This is a genomic window from Streptomyces sp. SLBN-118, from assembly GCF_006715635.1.
In the GTDB taxonomy this organism is placed as follows: Bacteria; Actinomycetota; Actinomycetes; order Streptomycetales; family Streptomycetaceae; genus Streptomyces.
Map to the genome: position 1 here is coordinate 1,497,280 of NZ_VFNP01000002.1, position 12,529 is coordinate 1,509,808.

At 72.3% G+C, this 12,529-nt stretch carries 12 protein-coding genes; 3 read left to right on the forward strand and 9 right to left on the reverse strand.

The window, feature by feature from the left end:
- Positions 1-123 precede the first annotated feature (123 nt).
- Positions 124-1,521 (forward strand): FAD-binding oxidoreductase, encoded by a 1,398-nt coding sequence (locus tag FBY35_RS25440; RefSeq protein ID WP_142216303.1) that lies wholly within the window; start codon positions 124-126, stop codon positions 1,519-1,521.
- A 99-nt stretch (positions 1,522-1,620) separates the two neighbouring features.
- Positions 1,621-3,246, forward strand: a complete 1,626-nt coding sequence (locus FBY35_RS25445; RefSeq protein ID WP_142216304.1) for a PucR family transcriptional regulator — start codon at positions 1,621-1,623, stop codon at positions 3,244-3,246.
- A 10-nt stretch (positions 3,247-3,256) separates the two neighbouring features.
- Here the strand turns inward: FBY35_RS25445 and FBY35_RS25450 are convergent, their stop codons facing one another.
- The 6 genes from FBY35_RS25450 to FBY35_RS25475 form a co-directional block, all read right to left on the reverse strand.
- The gene (locus tag FBY35_RS25450; RefSeq protein ID WP_142216305.1) at positions 3,257-4,336 is read right to left on the reverse strand and encodes a glycosyltransferase family 4 protein; all 1,080 of its coding nucleotides are present in this window, start codon (positions 4,334-4,336) and stop codon (positions 3,257-3,259) included.
- 90 nt (positions 4,337-4,426) lie between these two features.
- Positions 4,427-5,158, reverse strand: coding sequence for a hypothetical protein (locus FBY35_RS25455; RefSeq protein WP_142216306.1), 732 nt, complete (start codon positions 5,156-5,158; stop codon positions 4,427-4,429).
- Entirely contained in the window at positions 5,158-6,885 is a 1,728-nt protein-coding gene (recN, locus tag FBY35_RS25460; protein WP_142218160.1) for a DNA repair protein RecN, read from the reverse strand. The genes FBY35_RS25455 and recN overlap by 1 nt, the downstream gene beginning before the upstream one ends.
- A 124-nt stretch (positions 6,886-7,009) precedes the next feature.
- Positions 7,010-7,939, reverse strand: coding sequence for an NAD kinase (locus FBY35_RS25465; protein WP_142216307.1), 930 nt, complete (start codon positions 7,937-7,939; stop codon positions 7,010-7,012).
- Positions 7,936-8,751 carry a TlyA family RNA methyltransferase gene (locus FBY35_RS25470; RefSeq protein ID WP_142216308.1) on the reverse strand — a complete coding sequence of 272 codons (816 nt, stop codon included), beginning with the start codon at positions 8,749-8,751 and terminating at the stop codon, positions 7,936-7,938. The genes FBY35_RS25465 and FBY35_RS25470 overlap by 4 nt, the downstream gene beginning before the upstream one ends.
- A 7-nt stretch (positions 8,752-8,758) precedes the next feature.
- Positions 8,759-9,091, reverse strand: coding sequence for a hypothetical protein (locus FBY35_RS25475; protein WP_260848815.1), 333 nt, complete (start codon positions 9,089-9,091; stop codon positions 8,759-8,761).
- Between the two features lie 42 nt (positions 9,092-9,133).
- Between FBY35_RS25475 and FBY35_RS25480 the strand changes: the two genes are divergently transcribed.
- Positions 9,134-9,481, forward strand: a complete 348-nt coding sequence (locus tag FBY35_RS25480) for an SCP2 sterol-binding domain-containing protein (protein WP_142216309.1) — start codon at positions 9,134-9,136, stop codon at positions 9,479-9,481.
- Here FBY35_RS25480 and FBY35_RS25485 read toward each other — a convergent pair.
- Genes FBY35_RS25485 through FBY35_RS25495 form a run of 3 tightly spaced genes read right to left on the reverse strand, consistent with a single transcriptional unit; the run spans position 9,429 to position 12,420 of the window.
- Positions 9,429-10,301 (reverse strand): ABC transporter ATP-binding protein, encoded by an 873-nt coding sequence (locus tag FBY35_RS25485; RefSeq protein WP_142216310.1) that lies wholly within the window; start codon positions 10,299-10,301, stop codon positions 9,429-9,431. The genes FBY35_RS25480 and FBY35_RS25485 overlap by 53 nt on opposite strands.
- Positions 10,302-10,336: 35 nt before the next feature.
- Positions 10,337-11,356, reverse strand: a complete 1,020-nt coding sequence (locus tag FBY35_RS25490) for an iron chelate uptake ABC transporter family permease subunit (RefSeq protein WP_142218162.1) — start codon at positions 11,354-11,356, stop codon at positions 10,337-10,339.
- 11 nt (positions 11,357-11,367) lie between these two features.
- Positions 11,368-12,420 carry an iron ABC transporter permease gene (locus FBY35_RS25495; RefSeq protein ID WP_142216311.1) on the reverse strand — a complete coding sequence of 351 codons (1,053 nt, stop codon included), beginning with the start codon at positions 12,418-12,420 and terminating at the stop codon, positions 11,368-11,370.
- Positions 12,421-12,529 lie beyond the last annotated feature (109 nt).

Genomic DNA, 12,529 nt, shown 5'->3' on the forward strand with positions numbered 1-12,529 from the left:
GACGAAGGCGCGGCGGGCGGAAGCACGGCGGACAGGAGCCCGGCAAATCGGCTCGACCGATCATGCCCTCCTTGCCGGGATTACGATGAGAAGGTCCCCTCGCGCCCTCGGAAGGGGGCCACTATGGCGCCCCAGAACATCACGGAGGCCACCCTGGCCGGCCTCCGCAGGGAACTGACCGGCGATGCGTACGCCCCCGGCGATCCGGAGTACGACGACGCTCGCACCGTCTTCAACGGCATGATCGACCGGCGTCCCGCCGTCATCGCCCAGTGCGAGTCGGGACCGGATGTCGCCAGGGCGGTCCGCTTCGGCCGTGAGAACGACCTGGAGATCGCCGTCCGCGGCGGCGGCCACAGCGTCGCGGGCATGGCGCTCACCGACGGCGGAATCGTCGTCGACCTGCGCCGCATCCATACCGTGGTCGTCGATCCCCAGTCCCGGGCGGCACGGATCGGCGGCGGTGCCACCATGAGCCATCTGGACCGGGCGACCCAGCCCCACGCTCTGGCGACCACCGGCGGGCGGGCGTCCACCACGGGCGTCGGCGGCTTCACGCTGGGCGGCGGATCGGGCTGGCTGGAGCGCAAGTGGGGCCTGGCCTGCGACAATCTCATCGCCGTGGAGCTGGTGACCGCCGACGGCGACACGGTCCACGCCAGTGCGGACGAGAACCAGGAGCTGTTCTGGGCACTGCACGGCGGTGGCGGCAACTTCGGAGTGGCCACGGCCATCACCCTGCAACTGCACCCGCTTCCGGCGATGTCGATCGCCATGCTGCTCTTCCAGCCCGAGGCCGGCCCCCAAGTCGTACGCGCCTACCGTGACTTCATCGAGTCCGCGCCGGACGAGGTCGGCGGTGGCTGCATCTACATCACCGGGCCGCCCGAGCCGTTCGTTCCCGAGCACATGGTCGGCAAGCTCGTGCTCGCCGTGCTGGTGACCTACACGGGCTCGGAGGACGAGATCCGTGATGTGAGCGCGCCGATGCTGGGGCTCGGCCACCAGGCGGAGGTCATCACCGAGCTGCCGTACGCGGAGCTCCAGTGCATGCTCGACGACCCGCCTCTCATGCGTAACTACTGGTCCGCGGAGTACATGACGAGCTTCCCGGACGAGGCCGTCGACGCCTACTGTTCCCGAGCGGCCGACATGCCCGTGCCGACGGGCACTCAACATGTCCTGTTCCCGATGGGCGGCGCGGTGGCCGAGGGCCCGGCCGACTATCCCGTGCCTTGGCGCGAGGCGCCGTGGGCCGTGCATCCCTTCGGTATCTGGGAGAGTCCCGACGACGACGAGCGGGCCAAGCAGTGGGTGCGGGACGTACGCGCCGATGTGAGGCCCTGGTCGATGGGCGCGACGTATCTGAACTTCATCGGGCGCGAGGGACAGGAGCGGGTGGTCGCCGCCTACGGAGAGGACAACTACAAGCGCCTGGCCGCGGTGAAGGCCCAGTACGACCCCGAGAACGTGTTCCGGCTGAACCACAACATCAGACCGGCGTCCCCGAACGGGGCCTGACGACTGCCTGCGGGGGCCCTGGTGATGAGCGCGGACGCACCGGCCCGGTAGCGTCCGCGTCGCCGGTCCGGCCCGAGTGAAAGCGCGAGGCGACAGTCAGTGGAGACCCAAGGTGGCATCACGGTGCAGCGGGCGCTGGAACTGCCCGGACTGCGCGCCGGACTTCCGGAGGTCGTCGCCGGCGCGGACCGGCTGCAGCGGACGGTGCGCTGGGTGCACGCCGGTGAGGCACCCAACATCGCCTCCCTGCTCAAGGGCGGCGAGCTGCTGCTCACCACGGGCATGGGGCTCGGCACCCGCCCCGCCGAACAGCGGGCCTTCGTACGGGGGCTCGCGGACCGCGGCATCGCCGCGCTCGTGGTGGAGCTGGGGCCGCGCTTCAACCGGCTGCCCTCGGTGATCGTGGAGACCGCGCGGGCGGCCGGGCTGCCGCTCGTGCAGCTGCACCGGGAGGTCCCCTTCGTCTCGGTGACCGAGGAGGTCCACACCGAGATCGTCAACGGGCACTACGCCCTGCTGCGGCAGGCCGAGGAAGTACACCGGCGGTGTACGGAGGTGCTGCTCGAAGGGGGCGGGGTGCCCCAAGTGCTGCGTATCCTCGCCGACTTCACCGCGAACCCCGTCTTTCTGGAGACGGCGGACGGACAGCTCCTGTACGCGGCCGGATCCCATGCGGGACGGGCCGGGGCGGATCCGCTCCAGGTGTGGGACGGGCTGCGGGGCCAGCGTGCGGCACGGGAGTCGCCGCCGGCCGGGACGGTCCTGGTCGACGTCCCCGGCGGGGGGCAGGGCGCCGCGTCGGTGCGTGCGCGCCTCGTCCTGTTGGCCGTCGGCTCCCCGCTGCTGACGGTGCACCGGATGGCGGCGGAGCGGGCGGCCGGGCTGCTGGCGGTCGTCCTGATGCAGGCCCGTCAGGAGGAGGAGCTGGCGGCCCGCGGCCGGGGCGACTTCCTGACGGATCTGGCGGAGGGCCGCATCACGGCGGAGGACGCACCGGCCCAGGCGAGGGTCCTGGGATTCAAGCCGGGCGAGGGACCGCTGCTGCCGGTCGTCATGCGCCTGGCGGCCGAGCTCTCGCCGTCCGGGAACTGGGCGTTGCTCGCCCGAGCGGTGCTGGAGGAGCTGTCGGCGGTCGGCGTACCGGTACTGCTGGGCGTACGCCCCGTGGAGGGACGGGTTCCGCTTCTCCTCGGCCTGCGCTCCGAGTCCGAACGCCATGCCGTTGCCGACCGGGTCGCCGCAGCGCTGCGGGCGGGCGTCGAACGAGCCGGCCTGGAACGCGCGGGCGCGCACCCGCCGGTCGTGGTCGTCGGCATGGCGGGCGGCTGGGCGGCGGCATCGGCGGGCCTGCGTCACGCCTCGGAAGCGGCGACGGCGGCACAGGGCCTCTCGGACCGCCCGTGGTACGACGCCCGCCGCCTGGACATCGACCTCCTGCTGTGGCGCTTGCGCGAGCACCCGGACCTGTCTGCCTTCGTGGAACGCGCGATCGGCCCCCTGCGCGATCACGACGCCTCCTCGCGCCCCCCACTGCTCCCCACGCTGCAGACGTACTTGGCGCACGCGGGCCGCAAGGCGGAAACGGCCCGCGAGCTCCACTTGAACCGCCAGACGCTGTACAACCGCCTTGCCCGCATCTCGGAACTGCTGGGCACGGACCTGGACGACCCGCAGACGGTACTCGCCCTGAGCCTGGCCCTGCGGGCGAGACGCCTCGTGCCCTGAGGCGCTGCCGTCACCGGCCCGCCACCACCTCGTCGTACACGCTCAGGACCTGCGCGATCGTCTCGTCCTCCGTCGGCCAGGTCCCCGCCTGCACCCGCCCCGCCGCCGTCAGTTCGCCCCGCCGCCCCGCGTCCCCCAGCAGCCGGGTCACCGCGTCGGCGAGCGCGGCCGCGTTCCCGTACGGGACCAGTTCCGCCGCGTCGCCCACGAGTTCCGGGGTGCCGCCGACCGCTGTCGCAACCAGGGGGACACCCAGGCGCAGGGCCTCCTGGGCGAGCAGTGAGCGGGCCTCCCAGCGGCTTGGGAGAAGGGCGAGGTCCGCAGCTGCCAGGAGGTCGCCGATGTCGTCCCGGCGGCCCGCCAGCCGTACCGGCAGATCCTCCGTGTCGATGCGCCGCTGGAGCGCACCCCTCTCCGGCCCCTCCCCCGCGATCACCACCAGCGGCACCGGGTCGAGGCCGCGCCACAGCCGCGCTGCGTCCAGCAACGTCCCGTACCCCCGGTGCGGCACGAGGCTGCCCACCGCCATCAGCAACGGCCGGTCCACCGCGCCCAGTTCCGCTCGCGACTTGTTCTCGGCCCGGCCCGGACACGCGCGCGGTGCGGGCACCGCGACCCGTGCGAGGCGAGCGTCGCGCGCACCGCGCCGGCGGGCCCGGTCGACCAGTTCCGAGCAGGTGCCGAGGACAACCGCCGCCGCCCGCGCAGCCCTTCGCTCCATCAGCCGCACTACCTGACCGCGCGCGCCCTCGTCGTGAGAGCGGGTGTGCCAGGTGACGATGAGCGGCACGCGCTGCCCGCTGAGCGCCAGCGCGGCACGCAGGGCGGCATGCAGACCGTGCGCGTGCACCACGTCCGCCTTGGCGCAGAAGGCGCGCAGTGCCCCGATCGCCGCCGGATCACTCCGCCGCGGTACGGCGGCGAAGTGCGCCCCGGCGCCGGGGAAGTCGTAGAGGTGCTCCAGTTCGGCGGGGGCGCACACCGTCACCCGCACGCCCCGCGCCACCAGCCCCGCGGCCAGCGACCTGGCATGCGCGCTGCTGCCCGCACTGCCGCCCCCCAGCACCTGGACCGTACGCAGCTGTGTCACCCGCCAAGGATGCCAGCCCGTACGCACGTTCCGGCACTGTCGGGGTGTCGTTGCCGTTCCCGCGCCGGGCGGCGCGGGGCGCGGTGTCACTCACATGGGTGATCCCGCGAGCCTGCTGACCTCGTCCCCATACACCGCCGCCGTGATCAGGGCCGCCGCGTGAACGGCAAGCCCGGCACGGCCGTTGCCCGCGGCGATCGCGGTGCCCAGTGCCGCGCCCAGGGCGTGGGCCCCGGTGTCGCCGAGCATGGTCCGCTCGCCCAGGTCCTCGGTGACGATCGCGGCCGCGGCTCCCATGGGCGCCGCGGCGAGCGCGCCGGCGGCGCCCCGGCGCAGCAGGCCGGGCGCGCCGATCCCGAGGACGGCGACGGCGGCCCGTCCCGGCGCGACGTCCACGAGGTTGACCAGATGCGCGGTGCCCGCGATCACGATCCCGGCCAGGAGCCTGTCGACCGGCCGCTCCTTGAGCAGCGTCCCCGCGGCGAGCCCCGCGGCCCCGATCCCGAAGAGTTTCACGGCCCCGCTGGTCACCTCGCCCTGCCGGAGCGCACCCAGATGCGCCCTGAAGCCGCGCCGGTGGTCTCCCTTCAGGTCGTCGTACGCCCCGCACGCCCCCGCCGCGACCACCGCGAGAGCGGCCGGACCCGAAGTGCCCAGCGCGGCCCCGACCGCGGTGGCGGGCCCGGCGTAGAGGTCGACGGTGCGGCCCGCGTAGTTCGTGCGCTGCCACCGCGCGGGATCACCGGGCGCCCGCCTGCGCAGCGCCTCGTACACGGACCGGGTCGCCCCGAAGGCGGTGGCGAACGCCGTCGCGCGTCTCATCAGCCGTCCGCCCGCGCGGTGGCGAGCAGTTCCTCCGCGTGCGCCCGCGCCGTCTGGGAGTCCTCCTGGCCGGCCAGCATCCGCGACAGCTCGCGCACCCTGTCCTCACCTTCGAGAACCGTGACGCCGGACCGCGTCACCGATCCGTCGTTCGTCTTCTCGACCAGCAGCTGCCGGTCGGCGAACGCCGCCACCTGCGGCAGATGTGTCACGACCACCACCTGCGCCGTCTTCGCCAGCTTCGCGAGACGGCGCCCGATCTCGACCGCGGCCTTTCCGCCCACGCCCGCATCGACCTCGTCGAAGAGATACGTCGGCACCGGGTCGGTCCCCGCGAAGACGACCTCGACCGCGAGCATCACGCGCGAGAGCTCACCGCCCGAGGCCCCCTTGGCGATCGGCCGCGGCGGCGCGCCCGGGTGCGGGGCCAGCAGCAGTTCGACCTCGTCGACGCCGGAGGGGCCGTACGCCACGGTGCGGCCGCCGACCTCGACACCCTCTGGGTCCTCGCTCTGGCGGATCTCGAAGGACACGCGCGCGTGGGGCATCGCGAGCGAGGCCAGTTCGGCGGTGACCGCTTCGGCGAACCGCGCCGCCGCCTCCGAACGTGCGTCTGTCAACGCCTGTGCCAGGCCCGACAGTTCGCTGCGCAGCGCGTCCCGTTCGGCCGCCAGCTCCCCGATCCGGTCGTCGTCGCCGTCCAGCTCGGTGAGGCGCTCGGCGCCCTGTTCGGACCATGCGAGTACGGCGGCAATGCCCTCACCCTGCCCGGCGTACTTGCGCGTCAGCGCCGTCAGCGCCGCCCGCCGTTCCTCCACCGCGGCAAGGCGCAGCGGATCGGCGTCCAGATTGTCCGCGTATCCGGCGAGCTCTCCGGCCACATCCCCGAGCAGGATGGAGATCTCCCCCATCCGGTCCGCGAGCGCGGCCAGCGCCGGGTCGTGGGAGCGCACGGCGTCCAGCGCCCGTCCCGCACCCGCGACGAGCGTGGTGGCGTCGACGCCCTCCGGGTCCTCGGGATTGCCCGCCAGCGCGGCGTGAGCGACGGACGCGGCGGAGGCCAGAGCCTCGGCGTGCCCGAGCCGCTCGGCCTCGGCGGCGAGTTCGAGGTCTTCGCCCGCGCGCGGCTCGACGCCCTCGATCTCGCCCAGACCGAAGCGCAGCAGGTCGGCTTCCTGGGCCCGCTCACGCGCGCGTGTGGTCAGTTCGTCCAGCTCCACGCTGACGGCCCGCAGCCGCCGGTAGGCGGACGCGTACTTGGCGTGCGGCCCGGTGACCGCGTCGCCCGCGTACCGGTCGAGCGCCTCCCGCTGCCGCGCGGGCCGCAGCAGCCCCTGCTGGTCGGTCTGGCCGTGTACGGCGACGAGCTCGTCGGCCAGCTCGGACAGCATGCCGACCGGCACGGACCGCCCCCCGAGGTGGGCGCGCGAGCGCCCCTCGGCCGAGACGGTTCTGCTGATCAGCAGGGTGCCCTCGTCGAGTTCCGCCCCGGCCTCCTCGGCTCGCAGCGCGGCGGAGGCGCCGGCGGACACGCTGATCCGCCCCTCCACCACCGCCGACTTGGCGCCGATCCGCACCAGCGCCGGGTCGGCGCGCCCGCCGAGCAGCAGCCCCAGGCTGGTGACGACCATGGTCTTGCCCGCGCCCGTCTCGCCGGTCACCGCGGTGAAACCGGGCGACAGCTCGACGACAGCGTCGTCGATGACCCCGAGCGACCGTATCCGCATCTCCTCCAACACGGACACGACCTTACGAGGTCCGGGGGCCGCCGTGCGACGGACCCCGGCTCCGGATTCACCCGACCGGGAAGAAGCGCGTGCCGCGCCTGTACGGCGAGGCCCCGGTCGCGTCCTAGTGGGGCGCTCCGCGCCACCCCGACACCGGCAGCGCGAACTTCGCCACAAGCCGGTCCGTGAACGACGCGTGATGCAGCCGAGCCAGCCGCACCGGGACGGCGCCACGCCGCACCTCCACCCGTGCCGCGGGCGGCAGTTCGATGGTTCTGCGGCCGTCGCACCACAGCACTCCGTGCGGGGTGTTGCGCTGGACCTCGACCGCGAGCACCGACGTCGGAGACGTCACCAGCGGCTTGGCGAACAGCGCGTGCGCGCTGATCGGCACCATCAGCAGCGCCTCCACCTCCGGCCAGACCACCGGCCCGCCCGCCGAGAAGGCGTACGCCGTGGAGCCGGTCGGTGTCGCACAGACGATGCCGTCGCAGCCGAAGCCGGTCACCGGCCGCCCGTCGATCTCCAGGACGACCTCCAGCATCCGGTCGGGCGAGACCTTCTGCACGGCCGCCTCGTTCAGCGCCCAGTCCTGGTGCACGACATCGCCGTTGGTGTGCACGACGACATCGATGGTCATGCGCTCCTCGACCTCGTACGCGCGTGTGACGACCCGGTCGACGACCTTGTCGAGGTCGTCGCGCTCGGCCTCGGCGAGGAAGCCGACCCGCCCCAGGTTGACACCGAGCATCGGCACCCCGGACGCGCGGGCGAACTCGGCGCCGCGCAGCAGCGTTCCGTCTCCGCCGAGGACGATCAGGAGTTCGCAGCCGTCGAGGACTTCGGGGGTCGCCTCACTGACCGTCTCGACGGACGACGGCAGCGGCAGGTCGGCCGCCTCAGCCGCCAGTACGCGTACGCCGAGACCGCTGCGCAGCAACCCCTGTACGACGAGTTCCGCGCTCCGGATCGCCGCCGGGCGGCCGGTGTGTGCGAGCAGGAAAACGGTACGTGTCGATGTCGCTGCTGGTGTCGCTGCTGGTGTCGTTGTCAACGAGGTCCCTCCGCCACTGCACGGTCGACATCCGCCGGATCGAGCTGGGGCGCTCCGGCCCGGAGCCACAGAAAGTACTCGACGTTTCCGGAGGGTCCCGGCAGCGGGCTGGCTGTGACGCCCTGCACGCCGAGACCGAGCTCGGCGGCCTTGCCTGCCACGGCCTTGACCGCTTCCGCGCGCAGCTCGGGGCTGCGGACGACCCCGCCGCTGCCGAGGCGTTCCCTGCCCACCTCGAACTGCGGCTTGACCATCAGCACCAGGTCCGCGTCGGGCGCGGCACAGCGCGCCAGGGCGGGCAGCACAAGACCGAGCGGAATGAACGACAGATCGCCCACCACAAGGTCCACCGGCACTCCGTCGATCGACTCCAATGTCAATTCACGCACGTTGGTACGGTCCTTGACGCTCACGCGTTCATCGCTCTGAAGAGACCACGCGAGTTGCCCGTAGCCGACGTCGACCGCCACGACGTGTCCGGCCCCAGATCGCAGCAGTACGTCCGTGAAGCCGCCCGTCGACGCACCGGCGTCCAGCGCCCGCCGTCCCTCGATCTTGAGACCGAGCGGCATGAACGCGGCGAGCGCTCCCGCGAGCTTGTGGCCGCCGCGCGAGACGTAGTCCGGGTCGCCGTCGTCGGAGGCGACGACGATGGCCGCGCTGGTCTCGACCTGGGTGGCGGACTTCGTCGCCGTGTTGCCGCCGACGGTCACCCGCCCTGCGGCGATCAGCTGGCTCGCGTGCTCACGCGAGCGCGCGAGGTTGCGGCGTACCAGCTCGGCGTCGAGACGGCGGCGGGCCACTCCTGCCACGTTCGGTTCAGCTCCTGTGGTTGTACGAAGGCGAAGGCAAGGGCCCCGCGGGTACGGGCGCCGGGCGTGCGTCGAGCGCTGTCAGCGCGTCCCGCAGCCCCCTGTGTACATCCTCGTACACCTCAAGGTGCCCGTCCGCCGGGAGGTGGTCGGCGTCGGCCAGCCGCTCCAGCTGGACGTCCACGCCGGCGTTGCCGGTGGGCACGCGCTGGACGCCCAGGGGAGCCTGCGCGGCAGGCTCGTACGCCGGGGGCGCGGCGGGTTCGTGCACCTGAGGGGCAGTGGCTTCCTGGTGGATCCCCTGCTCGTCGATCTGCGGTCCCGGCATCGAGTCGCTCATGCCCAGACGCTACCGCGAAGCCCTGAGGTACGGTCGATCACGATGGCGACGACGGAAGAGTGCCGCAGCGCACTCGACAAACTCTCGGACAACCTGGCGCGGGCGGACGGCGAAGTGCAGGGCGCGGCCGCGCTCGACCGTTCCCTCAGCTGCCACATCAAGGACCTGGACATCACCTTCACCGGCCGTCTCGACGACGGCCGGATCGAGGTGACGGACACCATCCAGGGGCCGCCGCGCGAGAAGGCGCAGATCCGCCTCGCGATGAGCGGCGACGACCTGGTCGCGATGGTGGACGGCGAGCTGAACTTCGCGAAGGCCTGGGCCTCGGGCCGGGTCAGGCTCGAGGCGGGCTTCCGCGATCTGCTGCGGCTTCGGACGATGCTGTAGCGGGCAGGAGCGGCAGCCGCTGCGACGCGGGGGCGGCACGCCTGCGTGCCGCCGGTACCACCAGCGGCGTCCCGGACTCCGGATCGTCGATGACCTGGCTCTTCACTCCGAAGACGTGCTCGACCAGCTCGGCGGTCACCACGTCGGCGGGGACGCCCTCGGCGACGACCCTTCCCTCACGCAGGGCGATGAGATGCGTCGCGTAACGGGCGGCCTGGTTGAGGTCGTGGAGTACGGCGACGAGTGTGCGCCCCTGCCCCTCGTGCAGCTCGGCGCACAGGTCGAGCACCTCCAGCTGATGCTGGATGTCGAGGAAGGTCGTGGGCTCGTCGAGCAGCAGCAGCGGCGTCTGCTGGGCGAGCGCCATCGCGATCCATACGCGTTGGCGCTGACCGCCGGACAGTTCGTCGACATAGCGCTCTGCCAGTTCGCCGACTCCGGTCGCCGCCATCGACTCATCGACAATCCGCTCGTCCTCGGCCGACCACTGGCGCAGCAGCCCCTGATGCGGGTAGCGGCCGCGCGCCACCAGGTCGGCGACGGTGATCCCGTCCGGCGCGATCGACGACTGCGGCAACAGGCCGAGCGTCTTGGCGACCTTCTTGGCGGGCAGGGAGTGGATGGAGTGTCCGTCGAGCAGCACACGGCCGTGGGACGGCTTGATCATCCGGGACAAGGCACGCAGCAGTGTCGACTTTCCGCAGGCGTTCGGGCCGACGATCACCGTGAAGGAGTGGTCGGGGATCTCCACCGAGAGGTTCTCGGCGATGACGCGCCGGTCGTAGCCGAGGGTGACCGATTCCGCGGTGAGGCGCTGCATGGGGGGCGTACTCCTGGAGTGGTGGTTCACGGGTTTCATATGCGGCCCGCCTTGCGTTCGGTGACCAGCAGCCAGAGCAGATAACAGCCGCCCAGCACCCCGGTGACCACACCGACCGGCAGCTGACGGTCGCCGAAGGCCGTGGTGCCGGCCCAGTCGGCGATCAGCAGGAGCGCGGCGCCCATCACCGAGGCGGCAGCCAGGTTCGGCCCCGGGGAGCGGGTCAGCCGGCGGGCGAGCTGCGGGGCGCTCAGGGCCACGAAGGCGATCGGCCCGGCGGCTGCGGTCGCGACCGCGACGAGCAGGACGCCCGAGCCCATGAGCACCAGGCGGGTGCGCTCGACGGGCACTCCCAGGGCGTATGCCGCGTCGTCGCCCATCTCCAGCATCCGCAGCGGCCGCCCGTGCGCGACGATCAGCGGGACGAGAGCGGCGAACACCCCGAGCAGCGGCCAGACCTGCGCCCAGTCGCGACCCTCGAGCGAACCGGTCATCCACAGCGTGGCCTGGGCGGCGTCGACCAGGCTGGCCTTGGTGATCAGGTAGCCGTTGGCCGCGGTGAGCATGGCGGCGATGCCGATGCCGGTGAGGACGAGGCGGTAGCCGTGCACTCCGCGCTTCCACGCCAGCACATAGACCGCGACACCGGTCACCAGTCCGCCGGCGACCGCGCCGCCCGCCACCGCGAGCGCTCCGCCGTGGAAGAGGACGATCACGCCGAGCGCGCCGACCGTGGCACCCTGCCCGAAGCCGATCACATCCGGACTGCCCAGCGGATTGCGGGAGATGGACTGGAAGACGGCACCACTGAGGGCGAGCGAGGCGCCGACGAGCAGCCCGGCCAGCACCCGCGGCAGCCGCAGGTCCTGGACGATGAACTCCTGGGCCGGGGTGCCGTTCCCGAGTAGTGTGGCCACGACTTCGCCGGGCGAGATGGGGAAGTCGCCGCTGCCGATGAGTACGACTCCGGCTGCCACGGTGACCGCGGCCAGCAGCACAACGATGAGACCCGTTCGCGTGTCGACCCGCATGGAAAGCCCGCCGGGGGTGCGCATCGCTTTGACCGTCACAGGTGAGCCATCCTCTTGCGGCGCACGAGATGGATGAAGACGGGCCCGCCGATCAAAGCGGAGACGATGCCGACCTGGAGCTCGGAGGGGCGGGTGACGACCCGGCCGATGACATCGGCGCCCAGCAGCAGGACCGGCGACAGGATCGTGGCGTACGGCAGGATCCACCGCATGTCGGGCCCGGTGAGGGAGCGCACCAGATGCGGGATCATCAGCCCGATGAAGACGATCGGTCCGCAGGCGGCGGTCGCGGCCCCGCAGAGCAGGGTGACGGTCAGCATGGCCAGTGCGCGCGTACGGTTCAGCTGCGCGCCGAGCGCGCGGGCGGTGTCGTCGCCCATCTCCATCGCGTTGAGCGGTCGTGCGAGCAGCAGCGCGAGCACCACGCCCATGCCGATGAAGGGCGCGATCTTACGGATGGTCTCCATGTCGGCCGACGCGAGGGAGCCGACCGTCCAGAACCGGAGCCGTTCGAGGGCGGCCGAGTCCAGCAGCTGGACGGCGTTGATGTAGCCGTAGAGCGCGGCGGTGACGGCGGTCCCGGCGAGGGCGAGCCGTACCGGAGTCGCGCCGCGGCTGCCGCCGAGGATGTACACGAGTACGGAGACGACGGCGGCGCCGGTGAACGCGAACCACACGTATCCGGTCAGCGACGTGACGCCGAGGAAGCTGATGGCAGAGACGACCGCGGCCGACGCTCCCGCGTTCACTCCCAGCAGTCCGGGTTCTGCCAGCGGATTGCGCGTCACGGCCTGCATCACCGCGCCCGAGAGCCCGAGGGCAGCACCGACGATCAGTCCGAGCAGGGTCCGCGGCACCCGGACATCGTGGATGATCACGTCGTTTCCGACGCCGGCGTTGTGGAACAGCCCGTGCCACACCTCGGAGAGCGGAATCGACTTGGCACCGACGGCGATGCTCGCGACACAGACCAGCAGCAGGACACCGAGGGACACGAGCAACCCGGCGGCACGCAGGGCATGCCGCTTGCGGGGCTCGGCCGCGGATATCGGCTCCGCGCTCTGTTCGGGGGGACTGTCGACCAACACGAGGTTAGGTTAGCCTACCCTGCTATATTTCCTCGATGAGGGAAGCCCACCCGTGGGCCGGACGAAGCTCAACTCCCGGGCGGGCACCCCCGATTCCGCTCACGCGTGG